This is a genomic window from Stenotrophomonas sp., assembly GCF_031995405.1.
Classification (GTDB): Bacteria; Pseudomonadota; Gammaproteobacteria; order Xanthomonadales; family Xanthomonadaceae; genus Stenotrophomonas.
This window is the reverse complement of the sequence record NZ_DAMAGC010000019.1, coordinates 1-23,626: the sequence shown is the minus strand read 5'-3', so window position 1 is coordinate 23,626 and position 23,626 is coordinate 1. Positions and strand designations below refer to the sequence as shown.

The 23,626-nt window shown below is 63.9% G+C and carries 18 protein-coding genes, 4 pseudogenes and 1 riboswitch; of the genes and pseudogenes, 6 read left to right on the top strand and 16 right to left on the bottom strand.

Translation table 11 applies throughout. From position 1 onward, the window contains the following. Positions 1-3,579 (bottom strand): transporter substrate-binding domain-containing protein, encoded by a 3,579-nt coding sequence (locus tag RTO53_RS05240; RefSeq protein ID WP_312236814.1) that lies wholly within the window; start codon positions 3,577-3,579, stop codon positions 1-3. Positions 3,580-3,658: 79 nt separating this feature from the next. On the opposite strand from RTO53_RS05240, the gene RTO53_RS05235 reads away from it, so the two are divergent. From RTO53_RS05235 to pnuC, 5 genes are all read left to right on the top strand, one after another. After that, positions 3,659-4,297: a response regulator transcription factor gene (locus tag RTO53_RS05235; protein ID WP_312236813.1), complete on the top strand. Its 639-nt coding sequence runs from the start codon at positions 3,659-3,661 to the stop codon at positions 4,295-4,297. A gap of 254 nt (positions 4,298-4,551) precedes the next feature. Further along, on the top strand, positions 4,552-4,956 hold the full coding sequence (locus RTO53_RS05230; protein WP_312236812.1) for a glycine zipper 2TM domain-containing protein: 405 nt from the start codon (positions 4,552-4,554) through the stop codon (positions 4,954-4,956). 172 nt (positions 4,957-5,128) lie between these two features. Beyond that, positions 5,129-6,265, top strand: a complete 1,137-nt coding sequence (locus RTO53_RS05225) for a phosphotransferase (protein ID WP_312236811.1) — start codon at positions 5,129-5,131, stop codon at positions 6,263-6,265. A gap of 39 nt (positions 6,266-6,304) precedes the next feature. Continuing rightward, positions 6,305-6,400: riboswitch (TPP riboswitch) on the top strand. 65 nt (positions 6,401-6,465) lie between these two features. Next, positions 6,466-8,637 (top strand): TonB-dependent siderophore receptor, encoded by a 2,172-nt coding sequence (locus tag RTO53_RS05220; protein ID WP_312236810.1) that lies wholly within the window; start codon positions 6,466-6,468, stop codon positions 8,635-8,637. Beyond that, positions 8,634-9,215, top strand: a complete 582-nt coding sequence (gene pnuC / locus RTO53_RS05215) for a nicotinamide riboside transporter PnuC (protein ID WP_312236809.1) — start codon at positions 8,634-8,636, stop codon at positions 9,213-9,215. Before RTO53_RS05220 ends, pnuC begins: the two co-directional genes overlap by 4 nt. A 45-nt stretch (positions 9,216-9,260) precedes the next feature. Here the strand turns inward: pnuC and RTO53_RS05210 are convergent, their stop codons facing one another. The 4 genes from RTO53_RS05210 to RTO53_RS05195 form a co-directional block, all read right to left on the bottom strand. After that, positions 9,261-12,326, bottom strand: a complete 3,066-nt coding sequence (locus RTO53_RS05210) for an efflux RND transporter permease subunit (RefSeq protein ID WP_312236808.1) — start codon at positions 12,324-12,326, stop codon at positions 9,261-9,263. Beyond that, a complete protein-coding gene (locus tag RTO53_RS05205) occupies positions 12,323-13,423 on the bottom strand; it encodes an efflux RND transporter periplasmic adaptor subunit (RefSeq protein WP_312236807.1) in 1,101 nt (366 codons plus the stop codon). The genes RTO53_RS05210 and RTO53_RS05205 overlap by 4 nt, the downstream gene beginning before the upstream one ends. Positions 13,424-13,471: 48 nt before the next feature. Next, positions 13,472-14,104, bottom strand: coding sequence for a TetR/AcrR family transcriptional regulator C-terminal domain-containing protein (locus RTO53_RS05200; protein ID WP_312236806.1), 633 nt, complete (start codon positions 14,102-14,104; stop codon positions 13,472-13,474). 349 nt (positions 14,105-14,453) lie between these two features. Beyond that, the gene (locus RTO53_RS05195) at positions 14,454-14,885 is read right to left on the bottom strand and encodes a hypothetical protein (RefSeq protein WP_312236805.1); all 432 of its coding nucleotides are present in this window, start codon (positions 14,883-14,885) and stop codon (positions 14,454-14,456) included. A gap of 381 nt (positions 14,886-15,266) precedes the next feature. Between RTO53_RS05195 and RTO53_RS05190 the strand changes: the two genes are divergently transcribed. Then, positions 15,267-15,791 carry a 4-fold beta flower protein gene (locus RTO53_RS05190; protein WP_312236804.1) on the top strand — a complete coding sequence of 175 codons (525 nt, stop codon included), beginning with the start codon at positions 15,267-15,269 and terminating at the stop codon, positions 15,789-15,791. A 395-nt stretch (positions 15,792-16,186) separates the two neighbouring features. Here the strand turns inward: RTO53_RS05190 and RTO53_RS05185 are convergent, their stop codons facing one another. The 11 genes and pseudogenes from RTO53_RS05185 to RTO53_RS05135 form a co-directional block, all read right to left on the bottom strand. Next, on the bottom strand, positions 16,187-16,516 hold the full coding sequence (locus RTO53_RS05185) for a hypothetical protein (protein ID WP_312236803.1): 330 nt from the start codon (positions 16,514-16,516) through the stop codon (positions 16,187-16,189). Between the two features lie 1,248 nt (positions 16,517-17,764). Further along, a pseudogene (locus RTO53_RS05180) lies at positions 17,765-18,123 on the bottom strand (hypothetical protein); the annotation flags it as partial. 177 nt (positions 18,124-18,300) lie between these two features. Next, positions 18,301-18,708, bottom strand: coding sequence for a hypothetical protein (locus RTO53_RS05175; RefSeq protein ID WP_345784547.1), 408 nt, complete (start codon positions 18,706-18,708; stop codon positions 18,301-18,303). Then, positions 18,682-19,205, bottom strand: a pseudogene (locus tag RTO53_RS05170) (RHS repeat-associated core domain-containing protein); the annotation flags it as partial. The pseudogene RTO53_RS05170 and the gene RTO53_RS05175, both read right to left, overlap by 27 nt. Before the next feature lie 74 nt (positions 19,206-19,279). Further along, on the bottom strand, positions 19,280-19,696 hold the full coding sequence (locus RTO53_RS05165; RefSeq protein ID WP_312236802.1) for a hypothetical protein: 417 nt from the start codon (positions 19,694-19,696) through the stop codon (positions 19,280-19,282). Between the two features lie 257 nt (positions 19,697-19,953). Continuing rightward, a complete protein-coding gene (locus tag RTO53_RS05160; RefSeq protein WP_312236801.1) occupies positions 19,954-20,130 on the bottom strand; it encodes a hypothetical protein in 177 nt (58 codons plus the stop codon). Between the two features lie 21 nt (positions 20,131-20,151). After that, positions 20,152-20,232, bottom strand: coding sequence for a hypothetical protein (locus RTO53_RS05155; RefSeq protein ID WP_312236833.1), 81 nt, complete (start codon positions 20,230-20,232; stop codon positions 20,152-20,154). A 27-nt stretch (positions 20,233-20,259) separates the two neighbouring features. After that, a pseudogene (locus tag RTO53_RS05150) lies at positions 20,260-20,393 on the bottom strand (hypothetical protein); the annotation flags it as partial. Positions 20,394-21,264: 871 nt separating this feature from the next. Continuing rightward, positions 21,265-21,532 (bottom strand): annotated as a pseudogene (locus RTO53_RS05145) (RHS repeat protein); the annotation flags it as partial. A 336-nt stretch (positions 21,533-21,868) separates the two neighbouring features. After that, positions 21,869-22,414 carry a hypothetical protein gene (locus tag RTO53_RS05140; protein ID WP_312236800.1) on the bottom strand — a complete coding sequence of 182 codons (546 nt, stop codon included), beginning with the start codon at positions 22,412-22,414 and terminating at the stop codon, positions 21,869-21,871. An 11-nt stretch (positions 22,415-22,425) separates the two neighbouring features. Then, positions 22,426-23,626 (bottom strand): RHS repeat-associated core domain-containing protein (locus RTO53_RS05135; protein WP_312236799.1); only part of this gene is annotated, 1,201 nt, incomplete at its 5' end.

Here is a 23,626-nt window from a genome sequence, read left to right as displayed (position 1 = left end):
TCAGCCCTGCTGCAGCGACGCCAGGTAACCTCGGAGTGCGGCGTCGAAGCGCTCCAGTTCCTCGCCGCAGGCATCCACGCCCTGCGCGCCGACCTGCTCCATCAGGGTACGTGCCTGTTCCACCAGCGCCCCGGCCCCCAGCGTGCCCAACCCACCGACGATGCGGTGCAGGACCTCGGCCACCGCGTCGCTGTCGCCCTGCGTGCGGGCCGCCTGGGCGCGATGCAGGTCCTCCTCGGTGGTGGTGCGCATGCTCTCGATCATCACCCCGGCCACATGCTCGGAGCCGAAGCGCTGCACGATCGCCGCACGGGTTGGCATCGCGCCCGTCGGTGTCGCCTGCGGGACGGACACCGGCGTTTCCTCGTGGCCGGGCAGCCAGCGCAGCAGCACCTGGCGCAAGGTGGCCAGCGCAACCGGCTTGGCCAGCAGATCGTCCATGCCGGCCTCGCGGCAGCGTTGCAGATCTTCGGCCAGCGCGCTGGCGGTCAAGGCGATCACCGGCATCCGTGGCAGGCCGCGCTCCAGTTCGCGTTCGCGCAGGCGCCGGGTCATTGCATAGCCGTCCAGCACCGGCATCCGGCAATCGGTGATCACCAGGTCGAAGTGTTCCTGCTCCAGCAGCGCCAGCGCCGCCTGCCCCTGCGCGGCCAGTGCGTAGGCAAGGCCAAGTTGCTGCAGCCGCCAGCGCATCAGCGCCTGGTTGGTGGGATGGTCCTCCACCACCAGCACGCGGTACCGCCGCAGCGTCTCCGGCAACGCAGCCACCGCCTCGCCGTCGTGTGCCGGGACGGGTTCGGACTCCATCGCCGGCACCAGCGGCAACAGCAGGTGCACCACCACCTCGGTGCCCTCCCCCGGCGTGCTGTGCAGCTCCAGGCTGCCGCCCATCAGCGCAACCAGCCGCTGGCAGATGCTCAGGCCCAGCCCGGTGCCACCGTACTGCCGGGTGGTGGCGATGTCGGCCTGGGCGAATGGCTTGAACAGCCGCTCGCGCTGCTCCGGCGAGATGCCGATACCGGTGTCGGTCACTGCCAGGCGCAGCCGCTGCGCGCCGTCCTCGTCATCGCTCACGCGTAGTGCGATGGCGACGCTGCCACGCTCGGTGAACTTGATCGCATTGCTGAGCAGGTTGAACACGATCTGGCGCAGGCGCATGCCATCGCCCAGGTGCATCGGCGCCACCGCCGCATCGACCTCCAGCTGCAGCAACAGGCCCTTGGCCGACGCCTGCGGCGACAACAGTTGCTGCACGTTGTCGAGCAGGCCGCGCAGCGCCACCGGCTGCAGTTCCAGGCGCAGTGCACCGGCTTCGATCCGCGAATAATCCAGGATGTCATCCAGGATATGCCGGAGCATCTGCGCCGAGTCCTCTATCACCGCGATGATGCGACGCTGCTCGCCGTCCAGCGGCGTATGCGCCAGCACTTCCAGCATGCCCAGCACCCCGCTCATCGGCGTGCGGATCTCGTGGCTCATCGTGGCCAGGAAATCGGACTTGGCCGCGGTGGCATGCTCGGCCGCGGCCTTGGCGGTGGCCAGCGCATCGGCCTGCGCACGCGCGTCGGTGACATCCACCCAGTACCCGCTCCAGAGGATTTCGCCGTCGTCGACCGCATAGGGCAGTGCGCGCGAGCGCACCCAGCGGATGCTGCCGTGCGGGCTGGTGCGGAACTCCATGTCCAGCGGCGCGAAATCGCGCGCGGCATGCTCGAGCGCCTGGCGCACGCGTTCGCGGTCCTGCGGCTCGATGCTTGCCATCACCCGCGCCTCGTCGGCCATCGCATCGGCCACGCTCAGCCCGAACAGCGCCTCCATGTCGCCGGCGATATAGGGGAAGGAAAATGCACCGCTGCGGTCGCGCCGCGCCTGGTACACGGTGGCCGGCAGGTTGTCGGTCACCCCGGCAAGGCGCTGCTCCAGGCGCCTGCGCGTGCCCACCTCACGCCGCAACCGCCAGTAGCCCCACCCGTGCACAAGGATGGCGGTCAGCAGTACCAGTGCCAGCGGCACGGCCCAGCGCGCGATGGCGCGCCAGTCCAGTTCGCTGCGGTACTCGGCCGAGAGCCAGTCACCGCGGATGGCTTCATGTTCGCGCGGGCTCAGGTTGACCAGCACGCGATCGAAGGTGGTGGCCAGCGGCGCGTACTGGCGCTTGACCGCCAGCGAAAGCCGGTCGGAGAAGCCGGCCGGAGCGGTCACGTGCAGCTGCGTGGGGTAGCTCTCGCGCACGATGCGATCGGCCGTGGCCAGGTTGCCGACGTACGCATCGGCGTCGCCCTTGGCCAATCGCGCCAGCGCCTGCTCGCCGCTGCGCGCGGGGATGATGCGCGCGTTCGGCGCATGCTGCAGGATGTAACCGCGCAGCCGGTCCGGATCGGACAGCAGGATGCTGCGCCCGTCCAGGTCGGCCAGGGCCAGCACCGACGGACTGTCGCTGCGCACCACGATCACGTTGGGCACGGTGATGAAGGGCTGGCTGAATACCCAGTCCGGCCCCAGGTACGCCGAGTCGTTGGGGATACCCATGATGACGTCGACCTCGCCCCGGCGCAGCTGCTCGCGCACCTCGAACCAGTCGTGCGCCGGTACCTGCACCAGGTGCGCGCCGACCATGCGCAGCTGGCGCAGGTAGTCGCCCGCCACGCCGCTGGGCTGTCCGGCAGCATCGACGAAGGCCAGCGGCGCGGCGTTGGGCGCGAAAGCCATGCGCAGCGGCGTGGCCAGCACCCGCCTTTCCGCGTTGCCCAGGATCAGCCGCGACTGGGTGGACCACTCCAGCGGCTGCAGCCAGCGCTGCGCAACGGCGACGTGTTCGGCCTGGCTCAGCTGCCCCAGCGCGCCATCCAGCGCTTCGGCCAGCGGCTGTTTGGCATTGGGCACCCCGAAGTGCAGACGCTCCGGTGGCAGGTCGCTGGGCCGCAGCAGGGTGACCTGGCGCATCGCGTGCTGGTCGATCAGCACGTTGGCGACGTAGGCGTTGCCGATGTACACGTCGGCCTCGTTGCGACCGATCATGTTCAACGCGGTCAGCGTATCGGCGGCGGTGATCCGCACCGCGGCAGGGAAGCGTGCGCGCACCTGGTCGCTGGTGACGAAATCACGCTCGGTCACCACGCGCAGGCCCTGCAGGTCCGGATCGGTGGAGGTCCGGGTATCGTCCGGGCGTCCGACCACGGCCAGCGGCGCATCCGCATAGGCGCGGGTGTAGACCATGCACCGGGTGCGGTCGGCGGTCAGGGTGATGTTCATCACCACGTCGATCTCGCCGCGGCAGGCGGCATCGAGGACTTCACCCCAGCTGCGGTAGGTACGCACGTCAACGCGCACGCCAAGCCGCTCGGCCAGCAGGCTCAGGTAGTCGAAACCCAGCCCCTGCGGGCGACCGTCGTGAATCGATTCGAACGGCGGCCAGCCGCTGTCGTAAATGCCCAGGATGATGGTAGGGTGCCGGCCAAGCCACTCACTCTGGCGGGACGATAGCGACGCGGCGGCAGCAGCGCCCTCCGCGCCCACCGCCACCATCGGCATGACGGTCAGGACCAGCAGCAACAGCCAGCGGACAACCGGAGTACGCATGCGGTCTGATCTCCGTAGAATGATGCTTCCACCACGGCACGGCCCGAGCGGCGTCCGCCTTAGGCGACCATACTAGTCCATGACCCTGCGCATCATCATCGCTGACGATCACCCCGTGGTCCGTATCGGCACCAAGGCGGTGATCGAAGCCAGCGGCGTGGGCGTGGTGGTGGCCGAGGCCAGCAGCGCCGACGAACTGCTCACCGCGTTGACCACCCAGCCCTGCGACGTGCTGGTGACCGACTACTCCATGCCGGGCAGCCAGCAGGCTGACGGCTTTGCCATGATCGGCATGATCCGCCGTCGTTTCCCGGACCTGCCGGTGCTGATGCTGAGCGTCTCCAACAACCTGGCGATCCTGCGCATGGTGGTCTCCACCGGCGTGCTCGGGCTGGTCGACAAGACCTCCTCGATGGAAGAACTGCCGCTGGCCATCCAGACGGTGCAGCGCGGACTGCCGTATGTGAGCCGCACGCTCAAGGAACGCATTGACGCAATCGGCACGCGCAACGTGGATGAGATCAGCACCAAACCGCTGTCGCCCCGCGAAGTGGAAGTGCTGCGCCTGCTCGGCAGCGGCCTGACCGTGAAGGAGATCGCCCTGCAACTTCACAAGAGCGTCAGCACGATCAGCCGGCAGAAGGGCGATGCGATGCTCAAGCTGGGCCTGAAGGGCGATGCCGAGTTGTTCGACTACCTGCGCGACGGCGAAATCTGAGGCGCTGGCCACACGTTCAGTCCACCCGGCGTTCCGTCCGCCTCTAGACATCAGGAAACACGCTTGGGAGGTGCGGCGGCGCGTCCAGGCGTGGTGGTGCGTTCGTTCGTTAATCCGCAGGTCATGGATTTTTCAGCACCGCTTCAGACGTCCTGCCGTTATATGAATACGCACCCTGGCCTGATCCTGGCGGCAATGTTCCGACAATGTTGGAACCCCAGCTTGGCAGCCAGCACCCGACAGGAGAACCGAACATGCTCAACATTTCCGCACTCAGCCTCCGTGGCCTGGCCATCGCCCTCGCACTGACCGCAGGCCTGGCCACCATCAGCGATGCCAGCGCCATGTCCAGGAAGGACAAGCGCACCGTCGTGGGCGCGGTGGTGGGCGGCGTGGCCGGTCACCTCATCTCCAACGGCGACCCGGCCGCCACCGTGGGCGGCGCGGTTGCCGGTGGTGCCATCGGCAACCTCACCACCCGCGACAACCGTGACCGCCGCTACGATCGCGGCTACGACAACCGTCGCTACGACGATCGCCGCCATGACCGCCGTTACGGCTACGACCGCGGTTACGACCGCCGCAATGACCGTGGCCGCTGGGAGCGCGAAGAGCGCGATCGCCGCGACTGGGATCGTCGCCATGGGCGCGGCTGGTAAGCCTCGCCCGACGGCCGCCTGAAGCGGCTGGTCGACGCAATACGGTGCAGCGGGCGGGTCGATGACCCGCCCGTTCTGCGTTCGGGCGACGCGTGGAAGGGGCATGGCCTGCCGACGCACGCGTTACCCTAGCGCTCCCCCGCGCCGCAGCGCACGTCCCGACCGCGTCCCGATGAACACCGATACCCACCTCGTCCAGGGCCTCGACAACGATACGGTCGCCGCCGACTGGCCGGCGATCACCGATGAGGAGATCGCCTGGTTGCAGCAGCGGTATCCACAGCTCGGCGGCCACGGCCGCCTGATCTGGCACAGCCCTCGCCCGTTGTCGGCAGCGGCCATCGTCCAGAGCGGTGCCGGACAGGTCTTCGTCAAGCGTCACCACGCCAGCGTGCGCAGTGCCGACGTGCTGGGCGAAGAGCATCGCTTCATCGCCCACCTGGCCGCCGCCGGCATGCCGGTCGTGCAGGTGCTTCGCGCAGCCGATGGCCGCACCGCGGTCGAACACGCCGGCTGGACCTACGAACTGCATGCCCTTGCACACGGCCAGGACCTGTATCGCGACGCCCCCTCGTGGACACCGCTGACCGACCTGGCGCAGGCGCGCGAAGCCGGCCGCATGCTCGCGCGGCTGCATCAGGCCTCGGCCGGTTACCACGGCCCGCAGCGCGACACGCACCTGCTTGTTGCACGCGACGACCTGATCCGCAGCGCCGACCCGGTGGCGATGATCGCGCGCGATCTCCACCAGCGCCCGGGCCTGGCCGCGTATCTCGCGCGACAGACCTGGCAGCACGACCTGCAGCGCGCGGTGCTGCCCTGGCATGCCGGCCTGGCCGCGCGCCTGCAGCACGAGCCGCGGCTGTGGACGCACAACGACTGGCACGTCTCCAACCTGCTGTGGCGCGCCTCAGGCGACGGCATGCAGGTCGCCAGCGTGCTCGATTTCGGGCTGGCCTCGCCCACCAGCGCCCTGTTCGACCTGGCCACGGCCATTGAACGCAATGCGGTCGCCTGGCTGGAGGTGGATGGACCGGCCCCCGCCGCACGCGTGCCGATCGCCCTCGCCCTGCTTGCCGGGTACCGCGAGGTCTGCCCGCTGTCGGCCGACCGCGTGCACCTGCTGGCCGATCTGCTGCCGATCGTGCACCTGGACTTCGCCCTGTCCGAAGTGGAGTACTTCGAAGGGGTCACCGGCTCTTCGGCCAACGCCGACGTGGCCTACCACACCTTCCTGCTGGGCCACGCGGAGTGGTTCAAGGGCGCCGACGGGCAGGCCCTGCTCGCGGCCCTGCACGCCACCGCCTGAACCCGGGCGGGCAAAACCGTACCCGTTGTGGTGAAATAGTCGCCGAAGCGGGGGTGCCTGGCGAAGCCAGGCTGAGAGAGTCCCTTGGAACCTGATCCGGTTGATACCGGCGTAGGGAGCTTTGTGCAGTGGGCGCAACGACCGGATGGGTCGATGCGCGCACGCCGTCGCTTCGTCTCTTCTGGCTGATGACGAATCGAATGAACCGCTGCTACCGCCCCGCCCTGCTGACCGTTGCCCTGTGCGCCGCCCTGCCGCTGCATGCCAGCGATGCCGCACCCGATGCCGCCGACCGTACCCCGACCGAACTTGCCGCCGTGCGCGTGCAGGCGCGGCAGACGGTGACGCCTGCCATCCAGTCCAACAGCTTCGGCAGCGGCGACTGGAAGAGCACCCCGGCGTCGATGAACGTGCTGGATCGCACGCTGCTGGACAGCCGCCAGGTACGCACGCTGTCCGAGCTGGCCAGCAACGATGCCTCGCTGGGCGACAGCTACGCGCCGGTCGGGTATTACCAGAACATCGCCATCCGCGGCTTTCCGCTGGACACGGCCACCGGCTACCGCTTCAACGGCCTGTCCATCGCCGGCGAGCAGCGCCTGGCGCTGGAGAACGTGCAGCAGGTGGAAATCCTCAAGGGCGAAGCCGGCCTGGCCGCGGGCGTGATGGCCCCCGGCGGCATCATCAACTACGTCGGCAAGCGGCCCACCGAAGTACGCAACGTCACCCTGGGCACCGATTCGGAAGGCTCGCGCTACGCGGCGGTGGACGTCGGCCATTGGCTGACGCCGCGCTTCGGGGTGCGCCTGAACGCGGCGTGGGATGACAGTGCGTCGTACATCGACCACGCCGACGGCCGCCGCAACTTCTATGCGCTGGCCACCGACTGGCTGATCAGCGACCGCAGCAGGCTCGAGGTGGATGCCAGCTACCAGACCAGCGCGCAGCGTTCGGCATCCGGCTACCAGCTGCTCGGCGCGACCACGCTGCCGCGCGGCGTGGACCGCACGCGCATGCTCGGCTACCAGCCGTGGCAGCAGCCGGTCGGCATCGACAGCACCAACCTCACCGCCCTGCACACCTTCCAGATCAACGCGCAGTGGCAGACACGCGTGTCGGCCAGCTACAGCCGTTCGGTGATCGATGACAACGTGGCCTTCGCCTACGGTTGCTACTACGCCGCGCAATGCGCCGACGGCAGCGTCCCGGGCAACTACTTCGCCCCCAACGGCGACTACGACATCTACGACTACCGCAGCCCGGACGACACCCGCCGCAACCTGGAAGGACGCGCCGAACTGCGCGGCAGTTTCGATACCGGCCGCGTGGGCCACGAACTCACCCTCGGCGTGGACCGTTTCGAGCGCACGGTGGACAAGCGTCGCAACGTCAACGAGTACGTCGGCACCGCCAACATCGATGACGCGCGCGTGCCGGTGTTCGCCCCCTCGCCGCTGCAGCCGGGCCCATCGGTGCGCCGCCTGGACAGCGCGCAGACCGCCGTGTTCGTGCTCGATCGCATGCACCTTGGCGATGACTGGCAGTGGTTGGCCGGCGGGCGCTTCGTGCGCCTGGATGAGCGCGCCTTCGACAAGCGCGGCAATCCCGAGCGCCACAGCACGCTGTCGCGTTTCCTGCCGCAGACCGCGCTGGTGTGGAAGGCCACCGACGCGGTGAACGTGTATGCCAGCTACGTGCGCGGCATTGCGCTCGGCCAGGAGGCGCCGTTCTGGACCTCCAACGACGGTGCGTACCTGGCGCCGGTGCTGTCGCGCCAGACCGAGGTGGGCATCAAGTACACCGCCGCCGATGCGCTGACCCTGGGCGCGGCGGTGTTCCGCACCTCGCAGCCGTTCCAGTACGCTAGGCCCGACGACAGCGAGGCCGGCTACACCTTCGTCGCCGCGGGCCAGCAGACCCACACCGGACTGGAGCTGACCGCCAACGGCCGTGTCGCCGAAGGCCTGGTGCTCACCGCCAGCGTCAGCGCGCTGCAGTCGCGTGCGCGCGATACCGGCACCGCGTTCTACGAAGGCCACCCGCTGGTCAACGTGCCCAAGGTGCGCGCCAGCGTGCATGCCGATTACGCGCTGCCCTTCGCCAGTGGACTGTCGGTCACCGGCGGCTGGCGTTACGCCGGCTCCAATGCGGCCACGGTCGATGGCGACGTGCGCGCACCGGGCTACCACGTGGTCGACCTGGGCCTGCGCTTCAGGCATGACCTGCGCGCGCATCCGGTGACCTGGAACCTGTCGGTGGACAACGTGTTCGACCGCTTCTACTGGCGCGATACCGGCAGCAGTGCCGGCGATTACTACCTGTTCGCCGGTGCGCCGCGCCAGGCGCGCCTGTCGGTAACGTTCGGGCTATGAACGCCGCGGCGATCCTGGAGTGGTCGGCGGTCGTCGCCAGCCTGCTCGGCGTGTGGCTGATGGCACGCCGGCGGATGCTGGCGTGGCCGGTCGGGCTGGTGGCGGTGGCACTGTATGGCGTGGTGTTCGCCGAGGCGAAGCTCTACTCGGACACGCTGCTGCAGGTCGTGTTCGGTGGCTTCCTGCTGTACGGCTGGCTCAGCTGGCGTCGGCACGCGCAGGAGGACGGCGCGATCGTGATTGCGCCGCTGGCACGCGCGGAGCTGCTGCGCGATCTGGGCATCGGCGTGGTGTTCGGCATCGCGCTCGGTGCGGCGATGCACACCTGGACCGGCGCCGCGCTGCCCTGGCTGGATGCGATGCTGGCCGCGCTCAGCCTGGTGGCGCAGTGGTGGCAGGCACGCCGGCACATCGCCACGTGGTGGTTGTGGATCGTCGTCGACGTCATCTACGTCGGCATGTACCTGGTCAAATCACTGGACGTGACCGCCGGGCTGTACTTGGTGTTCGTCGGGCTGGCGGTGATGGGGCTGCGGGCATGGACGGCGGCCGGCAACCAGACCCGATCGGTCGCCTGATCGGGTCTGCGCCGCGCGACGCTGCGTCGTGCAGCGTGGCTCGCCTCACGCCACCGGATGCGCGGGGCGACGATGGAACTTGCGCGACAGCCAGTTGCCCACGTCATCCACCACGGTGAAGGCGGCCGGAATCACGATCAGGCTGAGCAGCGTGGAGGTGATCAGACCGCCGATCACGGCGATCGCCATCGGCGCACGGAAGCTGGAGTCGCCGGCAAACCCCAACGCGATCGGCATCATGCCTGCGCCCATCGCCAGCGTGGTCATGATGATCGGCTGCGCGCGTTTGCGGCAGGCATCGATCAGCGCATCGTGCTGGGTCATGCCCTGTTCGTCCTCGGCCATCACCGCGTAATCCACCAGCAGGATCGAGTTCTTGGTGGCGATGCCGATCAGCATCAACAGGCCGATCAGTGCCGGCAGCGAGAGCATGTTCTGGGTGATCAGCAGCGCACCGAACGCACCGCCGGCACACAGCGGCACCGCGGCGAGGATGGTGACCGGCATCAGCGCATGGTTGAACAGCAGCAACAGCACCATGTAGATGCAGATCAGGCCGGCGGCCATCGCCAGCATGAAGCCGATGAACAGTTCGACGAACACTTCGGCATCGCCGGTGTTGAGGAAGGTCACGCCCGGCGGCAGCTGCTTCACGCTCGGCAGCGCCTGTACTTCGGTCATCACATCGCCCAGCGGGCGACCGTTGAGTTCGGCGGTGAGGGTCACGTTGCGCTGGCGCTGGTAGCGCGAGATCTGCGAGGGACCACTGCCCTGCTGGATGTCGGCCACCGCCGCCAGCGGCACCGGGCCGTAGCGCCCGGGCACGCGCAGCTGGCTGATCAGGCCGGGGTTGGCCAACGTGGCTTCGGCGAAACCGACCCGGATCGGCACCTGGCGATCGGGCAGGTTGAGCTTGGCCAGGCGCTGCTCGTAATCACCGGCGGTGGCGATGCGGGCCGCTTCGGCGATGTCGGCCGTGGCCACGCCCAGGTCGGCCGCGCGCGCGGCGCTGGGCACGATCTGGATTTCCGGGCGCAGCAGCGAGGCGGTGGAGGTGACGCTGCCCAGGCCCTGGATGCCGCGCAGGTCGCGCTCCAGCGCCGTGGAGGCATCCTGCAGGCGTTGCGGATCGTCACCGGAGAGGACCAGCTGCAGCAGGTTGCCCGGCTCGGAACTCACATAGCTCACGCGCACGCCGGGCAGGTCGGCCAGGCGCTTGCGTGCCTCGCGTTCCAGCACGCGCTGGTCGCGCTCACGCGTGTCGGTGGTGCCCCAGTCGAGCACCAGCGTGGCCTTGCGCGGCTCGCCGACGCCGGTCGCGCCGGGGTCGCCCAGGTCGAGCACGCTGCCGACGGCGGTGTAGACCTGCTTGAGTTCGGGAATGTCCTTGAGCAGTGCGCGTGCGTGCTCGGCCACCGCCACGGTCTCCTGCAGGCGCGTGCCCGGCGGCAGTTCGAGGTTGAGGTTGCTGCGGCCCAGGTCGGACTGCGGGATGAAGGTGGCCGGGATGAACGGCACCAGCGCCAGCGAGGCCACGAACAGACCGGTGGCCAGCCACAGCGTGCGACCGCGATGGCGCAGCGCCGCGTCCACCCAGCCCAGGTACCACGTCATCAGCCTGGATTCCGGTTTTTCCTCGCCATGCGGCTTGAGCAGGTAGGCGGCCATCATCGGCGTGAGCAGGCGGGCGACCAGCAGCGAGAACAGCACGGCCGTCGCCGCCGTCCAGCCGAACTCGCGGAAGAACTTGCCGGCGATGCCGGGCATGAACGCCACCGGCACGAACACCGCCGCCAGCGTCAGCGACGTGGCGATCACTGCGTTGCCGATCTCGCCGGCCGCTTCGCGCGCAGCCTCCAGCGGCGGCTTGCCCATGCGCAGGTGGCGCACGATGTTTTCGATCTCCACGATCGCATCGTCCACCAGGATGCCGACCACCACCGACAGTGCCAGCAGCGTGATCATGTTGAGGGTGAAGCCGAAGAAATACATCACCGCGAACGTCGGAATGATCGACAACGGCAGCGCCAGTGCCGACACCCAGGTCGCGCGCCAGTCGCGCAGGAACAGCCACACCACCAGCAACGCCAGCAATGCGCCCTCGTACAGCATCGTCATCGACGAGTCGTAGGAGCGGTGGGTCTCATCGATTGCGGTGGTGACCAGGCGGAAGTCGATGCCGGGGTGTTCGGCCTTGATCTTGTCCAGCGCGGCATGCACGCCGGCCTCCACCTTGACCTCGCTGGAGCCGCGCGTGCGCGACATCGAGAACGCCACCACGCCCTTGCCATCCAGCAGCGCGGCCTCGGTCGGGTCGGCGGCGGCGTCGGTCACCGTGGCCAGCGTGGACAGCCGTACCGCGCGCCCGTCCGGCAGGGCGATGGAATAGTCGCGCAGCGCCTGAGCGTCACCAACGGTGCCCAGCGTGCGAATGGTCTGCTGCGCGCCCTCGACCTCGGTCTTGCCGCCGGCGCGCTCGACCTGGATACGAGCCAACTGCTGGGACACATCGCCGGCGGTGATGCCCATGGCGATCAGCGCATTGGGGTCCAGGTCCACGCGTACCTGGCGCTGCACGCCGCCGACGCGGGTGACCCGCGCAACGCCGGGCACGCCGTACATCGCACGCGAGATATCGCGGTCGACGAACCAGCTGGCCTCATCGGTGGTCATGTGCGGGGCGACCAGCGCATAGGTCATCAGCGACCCGCCGATGTCGACCTTGGAGATCACCGGTTCCTGGATGTCCTGCGGCAGGTCGGTGCGGATGCGGGTGACCGCATCGCGCGTGTCGTCCAGCGCGGTGGCCAGGTCGGCCTCCAGCTGGAACTCGATGGTGGTGGTGCTGACGCCTTCGCTGACCGAGGACATCACGCGCTTGACGTTGTTGACCGTCGCCACCGAGTCCTCGACCTTGCGGGTCACCTCGGCTTCCAGCTGGCTCGGCGATGCGCCCGGCTGGGTGACGGTGACGGTGGTCATCGGGAAGGCGATGTCCGGGAAGCGCGCCACCGGCAGCTGATGGAAACCCCACAGGCCGGCCACGCACAACACGAAGAAGATAAGCAGCGCGGGGAGCGGGCGTTTGATCGCCCAGGCAGAGATGTTCATCGCGCGGCAGCCTTGGCAGCGGTCACCACGCGCACGCGGTCGCCCTCACCGAGGAATCCGGCGCCGTCCACCACCACCTGGTCGCCGGCCTTGAGCCCTTCCAGGATCGCGGTGCGGCCCTGCACGGCCTGGCCGGTGCTGACGCGGTGGCGCGTGGCCTGCTGTTTGTCGTTCACGGTGAACACGTAGTTGTGGCCATCGCGCTGCACGATCGCCGCAGTCGGAATGGTCAGCACCTGGCCGTCGCCGGTGACGATGCGACCGTCCACGAAGATGCCCTGCTTGAGCGGGCCGGGCGCGGGCAGGTCGGCGTAGATGGTGCCGGTACGGGTCTGCCCATCGACACCTGGCGTCACCGCCCGGATGCGACCGCTGACCACTTGGCCTGCATACTGCAGCTCGACGGTGTTGCCAACGGCCACATCGGCCAGCTGGTTCTCCGGCAGTTCCGCGCGCCATTCCAGGCGGCCATCGCGGATCAGGCGCAGCAGTTCCGTACCGGCGGACACCACCTGACCCGGCTGCACCAGGCGCTTGGAAATCAGCCCGTCGGCCGGTGCGCGCAGGTCGGCGAAATCGCGGCGCAGTTTGGCCGCATCGCGCGCGGCACGTGCGGTGGAGGTCTGCGCTTCGGCATTGATGCGCGAGGCGCGCAACTCATCCAGGCTGCTGGCGCTGATCAACTGCTGCGCGGCGAGCTTGGCGCTGCGCTCGTAATTCATGCGCGCCAGCTCCTGCGAGGCCTGTGCCTGCCGCAGCGAGGCGTCGGCCTGCGCCAGCTCGCTGTCGAGGGTGCGGTGGTCCACCTGCAGCAGCACCTGCCCCTGCTTGACCCACTGGCCCACGTCCACCGGCAATGCGGTCACGCGCTGGCCGCTGATCTCCACGCCCAACTGCATTTCCTCGTAGGCGGTGACCGGCCCGGAGACCAGCACCGTACGCGCCATGGTCTGCTGCTGCGCGGGCGCCAGCGACACCGGCAGGGCCGAACTGGCGGCCGTTGCATCGGCCGTGGCCTTGTCGTCCTTGCCGCCGCACGCGGTGAGCAGCGCGGCAACCAGGATCAGGGAGAAACTGCGGAAGTGGGATGCACGCATCGAGGGGCTTTCCGGGTCGGAACAGCGGGAGAAAAGGAGGTGATGGAATCAGGCGTCGCGGGACAGGCGCAGTGCGATGCCATCCAGCATCAGGCCCAGCCCCTGCTCGAAGCGCGTGTCGAAATCGACCTCGCTCCATACATCACGGGCCAGCCAGCAATGCGGAAAACGTTGCTCGGCCAGCGCCATGAACGCCTCGCCCAGCGCTTCCATGCTGCCGTCGCCGGGCCACGACTGTTCTTCGATGACAAAGCCCATCGTGTAGTACACCAGGTCCATCGAGGTGGTCGCGGCAAAGCGCACCGGCGCACCGGCACCCACCAGGGCGGCGATGCTGGCCTCGCCCACCCGCAATACGTTTTCGGTGGCCAGGAAGGTGCCGGCGTACACCCGCGCGCCGTCTCGGCGCGCCTTGAATGCCAGCCGGAACTCGCGCGCGATCTGCAGCAGGCTCTGCCGCCATGGCCGGCCGGCCGGGAGCTCACGGGCGACGTCGCAGATCATGGCGTCGGCCATGGCATCGATCAGCGCCTGCTTGCTCTTGAAGTGCCAGTACAGCGACGGCGCACGGATGCCCAGCGAACAGGCCACCTTGCGCAGGGTAATTCCCTCCAGGCCGGCCTCGTCGAGGATCCGGAAGGCCGCCTCGACGATGTTTTCCCGCGCGATGGGTTGACGCACTGATCGGCCTGCCTAACGGTGTTAGGCGGCGAATCTAACAGCGTTAGGTGAGGGGAGGCAAGCGTACCCCTCCGGGTGGACAGTCCCGTGCCGGCATCGGAGGGGCGGAAGTCCGGGGGTGTGTGGCTAGCGGGGTGGCTGACGCAGGCGAACGGACCTTGCGCGGCCTGTCCGCTCCGCTGCGCCGGCGCCGGCGCCGATCATGCGGCCACCCACCGGGCGCGTTTGCCCGCACCGCGGGGGGGCGGGCTGGGGCGGTCTGCGGTCATGCTCGTGCGCTGGAGGTGCCCGATGGCCCGCCGCGACCGGCATCGCGGCCCGGACAGCCGTGCTGGCGGCAAGACCGATACTATTCTGGTTCCGCAGCCTCCCGTTGCAGGCGTGCGATCTGGTCGACCAACGATTGCGCCGAGGGCTCGTCCATCGCAGCGCGCCGCGCCGATACCATCGCCTCCTCCAACAGGCGCGCGCGCTTCGCCGCATCGGCCTCTTCCTGCGCTTCGAGGAGCCGACGCGTGGCGTGATGATGCAACTCGAAAAGATCGCCGAGTTGCCGTGCACGTGCACGCCACGGCTCCGCCGATGCATTTACATCACCGCTGGCCTCGTAGTGGGCAATCAACTGCTTGATCGCGCAGAGGTCGTCGTTATCGGCCGCTGACAACGCGGCCTTTTCCTGGGCTGCCGAGAGCGAGGCATCTCCGGGTGGCGCCGAGTTTCGACACGCGATCACGAACAACGAGATCCACAACAGCACACACAGCTTGAGGAACCGCTTCATGGCGAGCACCAGGCAAAAATGGGGAGGGGGTCCTGCCCGGGGCAGCAGGCTGGCGTGCAGTGCCCACCCCTCATCGATGTATCGGAACTGCCCGAAGTTTCGCCAAGCACTACAGAGGGAATGCTAACTCGCTAGTAAATGCGCAAACAACGCAACGTTTGAATGATTCTGCGTGCGTCGATTCACGCCCTCATACGCAATCGCGGAAAATGTGCATCATGCCGACTGCTGCACCCGGTGGCTGTTTGCCCTTCCTGGGCGCGCGATTTGACCCGGCTCGCGAGGTCCGGATGGCAGCCCTGCACACAGCCTGGTCGCTGGCGGTGACGCCAGCAGCGCAATACCATGCCGATGAGGACACTGGGCCCCGAGGAGTGCTGCATGCGATTGAAAGCATGGATGAACGGACGCGAGATCGGCCGCGTCACGCCACGCGCAGGCGAGCCATTGCCAAGCAACCGGTCCGTTTTAACCAGGCCGGCCAGGACACTGGCCTTGCTGCTGCTCGTGGCGTTTCTACTGGCCCCCGCCATCAGCCAGGCCATGGAACAGTCCTTGTACGACCCCGACGGGGAAGCCGTCGGGTATATGGACACCCGCGACCAGATGAGCATCTATCTGTGGGATGGCCAACCCGTCGCCTATCTGGACGGCCAGTCGATCTACGGCTTCAATGGCAGGCACCTTGGCTGGCTAAAGGACGGCATCGTCATCGACCACGACGGCTACGCGGTCGGTTTCGCCGAAGGCGCCTTCAATCGCCCGCCGCGCCTGGAACGCCTCAAGGGCGTTCAGCAGCTTGCGCCACTGAGGGCGCTTCCCGAATTTGAACCTTTGGAGCCGCTGCAACGCGGCCGCTGGTCAGACGTTCCGCTGGCGGTGTTCCTTTCGATGGGGAAGAAGTAGTTCGTATTGTGTGGTGGTCGCTTTGCAACGGAATCGGAGGCTTGTCGGACGGATGGGCAGCGCCCACCTGCCGTTCCCGTCTGGCTGCTCAAGTCCTGACCACAAGCAGTCCATAGACCGAGTGGGTTGGTCGGTCTGGATGATTAACATCCAGTCGCGCGCGGGAGCGCAAGACGCACATTTTATTGAGTCACTGTACATCCGCTCATAATCATTGAGCGACGCGTTTGAGTCGTGACATCGAGCTCCAGCTCAGAACTCCACGCCGCGCTGAAGCGAGAGCACATCAGGCAACGTTCCTGCTGGCGAAGGTCGTCCGTAGCTTGCGACGGGAACTCAGCTATCGATCCATTGCTCTGCTTCGTAGCATCTACTGACTCAGAGGGGACGAAGGGCTACTCACAGATCCGGCGGGCGCTCGCCAGCGTGCGGTCATGTGCGTTGTTCTTTTCGAGCTTTTCGACAATACCCTTGCAGTCGACCCGCGCAGCGATCCCGCCAGGATAAACCAGTAGCCGCCCCTGGGGATCGACACCATCCAGGTAGAGCACCGCACATTGCCCGCCATCAATTGTTATACGAACCGCCCTCGTTCGGAGCTCGCTTAGCTCCTGCATCCCAGACTTGCACATAGCGCCGTAATACAGGCCGCTCAGATCCACATATATCCGCTTCGCCTCAAGCTCGCCGCGGCTGCCTTCATCGCACGCGGCAACGAAGGACACAGCGAGGGCCGAAACACTAACCACCTCGAAATGGAACCTTCAATCTTCGTCAACGCCGCGCCCTCGCCCGGCGCAGACCAATTGAACCAACTTTCCACATCGCGATGGCAAAAATTATAGCGAACAACAGCGCGACGGCTGCACTAAGTCCGTAGACACCCTCACCGAATACAATATCCCTGATGACAAAAAAACCGATCAGTGAATATCCAACAATCATAATAAATGAAACAACTCTAAGCACCCAAAAAAAGCATATGTAGTAGTAACTCATAAGTGAGCCCCGCTTAATGACGTTAAGGGCATACGCATTTATCCGAAACAGGGGTGACGATCTGCCCGGATACAGTGTAGCCAGATCCACTCATAGCCCCATACCCAACGCCAACCATCGGAGGAGAGGAAAGAGATGCTCCGCTGACCTGATCCCTAGTAGCATTATCAGAGGAAAGCGGCTTTCGCAGCCACGTCCAGTCATTCCATCCAGCACTACCTTCGACCAGGTTTTCGGATCTCTGAACAGAGCCGCAAACGAAGCCGCCCTAACCGAAGGCAACCTCAGAGTATCGATAGACTCCAGTAGTCAGGCCTAGAGACAGTGAGCCCCCACTTTTCGATCCAGTTCTACAGGATGCAGAAGATTGAAGCTTGAAAAGATAAATTTTTATTTGAATACGCGACGATACCAATAGGAGTTACTTCCCTTGAACCATCCGGAAAATTCCTCGCGATCAAACACCCTTAACTGCCGCATGGATATCCTATACCTTTGAAAGAACGCCAAGATCTCCATCAGCCCATCATCTGTAACAGCAGGGATGTTGACCTTTATATATATTATCGCCCCCTACCAACAACATCCTCGACAAAACGCATTTCCCCAAGCCACTGAAAGAAAAGTCTCTCATCGCTCATTGAGTAGAACACCACATTCTCCGCTTCCAACTCAAAGAAATCGCCGCTTTGATCACCCATCATCGAGTGTGCCCTCCAGGGTATTTGTTGATGTATCCGCCACGTTTTAACTGCACATCCCAATGCGGGCCGCCGTGCGCATCGCTCGGACCGTCAGTTTTAGCCCAGTGGGAATCCACACGTTTCCGCTTTCGTCCTTCCAGCCATATCCACGACCATTTGGCGAGCGCGCCCACTCTGGGCCTTTTTTTCAGGACAATAGCCCTCTGCCTCTCCTGGCAAACCCGGTCCTTCGCGCCATTGGGGTACGTTGATGCCCATCGGAAGAGCGGGGTACGCCCAGCCGGTGGGCGGCCCGAACGCAGCATGGGTCACTTGGCTGATCACCACCTCACGCCCCAGCCCGGAACGGGTGAGGCCGATCTGGCTGATGCGGCCTTGGCTGTCGCGACCGTAGTCGGCGACGCTGCCATCCGGGTAGGTAAGAGACACCAGTCGCCCCACGTTGGTGTACGCATAGTGCAGCGCGCTGGCCACACCCTTGACGGTCTGCACCTTGCGGGTGACCTGGCCGAAGCGATCAGGGCAGTGCAACGTGCTGCCGCCTGCATGCAGGACCGTCCCCAGACCCCCCCCCTGCCGAAACGCTCGTCTGCCGCGCTGGCAGCCGGCGCGGTGTCGTGAGCCCCACCAGAAATCACCGCCTCAAATTTCCACGCTAATAATCACAAAGTGAACTTTCGTAATTCCAACTTCCCCCACTGTCCAGGCAACCGTCTATCTTCAACTGCCATCCTAGCCAGAGCGCACCCGCAATTACCAACGCCACCCCGATCAAAATCAGACCAGATTTTGTGATTTTTTTCACATCAGCACCCCGGCGGCGGGCCATTGGGACGAAGACTTGAGCATACCTGAGAACAGGCCCCGTCCCCAGAATGATTCCTACCTAACAAATTAGCAACTTGGTCATCAGCTGAATCCTGAGCTGAATCCCCCTTCACCCTTTGGTCAAAAATCTCTCGTGCGTTGCTTACATTACAGGCAGCAGCCTTTCCGCCGGCCCCTCTTTGAGACGCCTCGCAGTTCGCTTTGCAATGAAAGTACTTGACGGACTTTTTGATATTGGATTGACGTATGTCGACGCAGTTCCATATAAAGTCCATAACACCCGTTCTGTACTCAGCAAAGTAGGGACTAGGTGGACGCGGAACCGCACCCGATTGTTTGTAGATGTATTCGAGATCCCGCGACCGCAATCCTTCGGGATCAGTCAGCGCCAGTGGATTGGCTTTCACATAGGTATAAATACTGATCCCACCAACCAATCCAGCAGGATCACTCTGCAAATACCGCCCCACCGCCGGATCGTAATCCCGCTGGTAGTTGTAGAACAGCCCACTAGCGTCCGTCGCCTGCTGGCCCGGGAAGCGCAGCGCCAATTCAAAGCCAACCCCGTCCCCATCCGCATCCGCGTTCGGCACCTGGTTACCAAACACTTCGCTCTTGCTGCTCCACTCCCAGATCGCCACGTCACGGACGGGATCGATCACCACCCGCGGGTGCCCAGGTGGTCCGGCTGCACGTTGGCCACTTCCGGCACACCAGCACTCGGCGCATTGATCAACGCAACCGGATAGTTGTCCAACCAGATAGCCTGCTGCAGCGGCTGACCCGTCGCACCGTAGTTGCCGATCCATTGCCCCGCTTCGTCATACACAGTGACCTGCGCATCACCTGACGCAGGCGCGCGTAACACACGCCCACCTCGATGGATGATGTGCCCGCGCGGCACTATTTCCGTCGGAACCGCAGACTCTGATAACAAATGACTCGACCCGCCAAGGCTTATCCACGCTCTTCGGGATAGAGCTCGATGGCGAACCCTATACCCGCGCTCGCCAATCGTTTGAGCAACAGCGAATTGAGCTCGAAGCCACCAAGCTCTTTGAGGAAAGCACTTACGTAAAACTCTACTTTTCCACCCGCCTCCACAATACTTCTGATGAAATCAGCATGCACCTCAATGCGACTGTAGCAGCTCTCGATCTCATCACCGAGCTCGACTGTTTTTTTTCTTATCATCGGCATTGATACATACGTATCCTCATAGACTCCATCCAAGGGTGCCCCAGAAGGCGAAGTCCTCGCAGCACCAGCGGTATGAGCGAATCTTTCAGGAAGACCTATCCGTTCAGAAATTGAATCATGAGCGAGAGTTGGGTGCCACACACGCAACGAAATATTCAGAAGAATCTCGCTCATATTTAATATCCGTATCCATAGTCGCCTATATTACCTTCCTTCCGTCCTTTTCCGTCTTTTTCCGTCATTGGTTCCAACCCAAATGTCGCCATTCGGAGCGATCCCTGTCCAAGTGGTCGGGCTGGCACCAGCACCGTCCTTGATCGTCTCAACGGCATCATGATCCAAGCCAAATGGCTTCTTTGCCAACGTTCCAGTAGGACAGTTGTTTGGCTTGGACGCAGAGCCGTCCTTCTGATTCTGCATCCAAAACGGCTTCAATAGCGGCAGTAATTGACCAGCATGTGACAGAAGGTCAGCCAGAGCTTGTTCGGCGATGCGGTCAGGGTAGATGTATGGGCCGCCGTTGCTACCGCTGTAGAAATCTGGATGGTCGGAGTCATACTGCTGATACCCGCCGGGCCGGGCATATCCGGCTGCGGGATAGAACGCATGGGCTGGCTCGTTGAGGTGGCCTAAAGGCCCACACTGTCCACGTCACTGGTCGGGCGTGCTTCAGCGTACTTGTACGTACTGATTCCTCCCAGCAGCCCAATCGGATCACTCTGCGAGTACCGCCCTACCGCCGGGTCGTACTCCCGCTGGTAGTTGCCGCCGTGGTCAGCGCGGTGCGATTACCGGTGGCGTCATAGGCATACGTCTCGATCGCCACGCCGGTGGCGCCGTCCTTGGTCTCGGTCAGCCGACCCAGCGGGTCGTCGCCGTTCCGAACCCACCCCCGCGATAGTCCACCGTGAGCGATTTACGGATCCTTCCCAACACAGTGAGGTATCCCTTTCACCACCGCCGTACGAATGGATCTCGAGCCATCCCGCACATAACCCACGCCACCTTTAAAGCACACCTTCACAACATATCTCGCTTTATCAGGATAATCATATCCAACTATATCCATCGGACCATCGGCAGTTCCCAATAGCATTCCACCTGCAGGACTATCATATACATGCACCACTCCATTCGGCACAAGCTCTTCTGAGTGGCGCGCGCAACCCATCAAGAGAATGAGCGCCATGATAGAAATGAAAATTATTGTGCGACACATATCCATCTCTTGGCAGGGACACTAATTGAACTATTGAACATCACATAAAGTAATTAAATGCATCCGGAGGCACAAAGTTATTTGGCGGCATCTTAAATACGTTTTCGCGCGGGTAGTTTTGGATGGGTGTAGCACAGTTGTTCATGACGGCACTGTGCTTTCCTTGCGCCCTCGCCAGGCAGGCACCCACTTCAGCCTCTTTTTCTGGATTCATATTTAGAGTGCGCTTTATTCCGGCCCTCAGTTCCAACTGAGAAGTAACGTAGCCCGTTCCAACTGAGCCCCCACCTGGTCCAAATGAATAGTCAGTACCTAAGGCCGTAGATGACACATGTCCATAGGAGGAGTGCAGCTTCCCATAGCAAGGTAGCTCCCCTTCATACGGCCGAGGCATCCACACCCATGCATCCACAAGACCCTCAGAATCGACTCGCAGAGTGGGACCGACTGATACGTAGAGGTACGAATTGATGCCCGCCACCGAGCCCAATCGGATCACTCTGCGATTACCGCCCACCACCCGATCGTAATCCCGTTGGTAGTTGTAAAACATACCACTAGCGTCCGTCGCCTGCTGGCTTGGGGAGCGCAGGGCCGCCTTGAAGACAACTCCGTCCCCGTCCGCATCGACGTTTCCACTCCCAGATCCTCACGTCACGGGTTGGATCGACCACCACCTGCGCGGTCCACAGGTGGTCCGGCTGCACGTAGGCCACTTCCGGTACGCCAGCACTCGAAGCATTGATCAACGCAACCGGGTAATTGTCCAACCTGATGGTCTGCTGCACCGATGGAAATGTGCAATTTTGGCAGAAGCGACTCCGTTAAAATTGCTCGGAGAAACGACGCGAGGCTCGCACTGACCCAATCCGACAACCATGCACTGCTGTTTCAGTACTAGCTGCAGGAGGCAACCGAGAAGACTGCCAATCCACCTGACGGCGACCTACTCATCATCAACATTTCAGTGTCATTCTTGTGCCTCGCCTGGCATGATCATCGAGACCTCGAGGGCTGCCCGCTACAGTGCTATTTTGCTAGCCAGACATAGGTAATGCTGTCTGCAGCATCACTGAAGACACCTCGCACATGACCAGCCGCCTCTGTACTGCTGAGCTCGACTGCGGCTATGGGCCAAAGCCGACGGCCATCGCCACCACCTTGTTTAGCCGCACGTAGTAGCAGATGTTTGAACCATCCTCCTGATAACCACACACACGATCAGCGGGCACACCCGAGATCTGCTCGACGATACTATCCCACTTCATCGTGCTTCTGACAGCCTTATGAACCCGCTCCAGAGGGTCACCAATGCGGACCCCTTTCAATGAGATACCTGTCAATGGTTCAACTTTATCCAACACGACATACCCCGAAGCAACAGAGGAAACTCGAATTTCATCAATGGTTCGAAACTCTGCGGCGACATCTGGATTCGACGTAATTCTAACTTCAAAACCTGACACTGCGTCCCGATACAGTCGGCGGATCAATCCACTCCGGTCAACACTCTGTTTTCCAGGCCCATAGCGATTGACGACATCGCCCTCATCGTAGACATATGGCAGGTAAGCGCCGTCTCTAAACACCTTTGAAACATAATTAACCCCGGTCCGGCGCGCATCTACGGGAGATGCCACTAGGCACACGCAGAACAACAGCAAAGCTGCCAATGATGATTTTCTCATTTTAAGAAAAATGGAACAATAGTTGGGCTGACGTAGGCAAGACGCTGATATCGAATTCGCTCAGGCGAGCCCCCTTGCTTTCTTTCCCGCACCATATCTACAAGCTCCTGAATGTCCTCATTTTGCATCCTAGTACAGCCTACTGCAGGCCTCCAGCCCTGTCGCGGAGCAAGCGGGTTGAAAAGGCCGCTACCCCCTCCGTGGATCCACCTCCCCCGAGCGTCGTCCGTCTTTAGAATATCATTTGGCCCAAAGGCTCTAGGATTGTTCTTGTAAGGGCCGCTAGTTGGATAGACATCGGCAGACTCATAGGGACCTGCCGCACCTGGCTTCGCGCTCCGCGCTACCGAACTTAACGAATCCCAAGATTTGACGACGTTGCCATTGCTGTCCAGGTACACGGTCTGCCCCAGATTTTGATAAGTGACAATTGAGTCCAATCCAAACGGATCAGATTTGGATAGTGGATCGCCCGACACATATCCATAAGTTGAAATGTCACCAGCCAGCCCAATCGGATCGCTCTGGGAATACCGTCCGACCACCGGATCGTAGTCCCGCTGGTAGTTGTAGAACAGCCCACTAGCGTCCGTCGCCTGCTGGCCCGGGAAGCGCAGCGCCAATTCAAAGCCAACCCCGTCCCCATCCGCATCCGCGTTCGGCACCTGGTTACCAAACACTTCGCTCTTGCTGCTCCACTCCCAGATCGCCACGTCACGGACGGGATCGATCACCACCCGCGGGGTGCCCAGGTGGTCCGGCTGTACATAGGCCACTTCCGGCACGCCAGCACTCGGTGCATTGATCAACGCAACCGGATAGTTGTCCAACCAGATGGCCTGCTGCAGCGGCTGCCCTGTCGCACCGTAGTTGCCGATCCATTGCCCCGCTTCGTCATACACCGTGACCTGTGCGTCAGCCAAGACAGGCGCGCGCAGCACACGCTCACCCCTATGGTTGTAGGTGTAGCTCTCGACGACAGCCCCTGCCTGCTTCACCGCGCTCATGCGGTTGGCATCGCTGTAGCTGAATGCCTTGCCGGCAACGCTGATCGCATTACCTGCCGCGTCGTGATTGCGCGCCTCGCCATCAATGGCGAGCAGGCGGTGGCTGCCAGCCGGATAGGTGTAGCTGGCGGTACCTGCCGCCGTGGTCAGCGCGGTGCGATTACCGGTGGCGTCATAGGCATACGTCTCG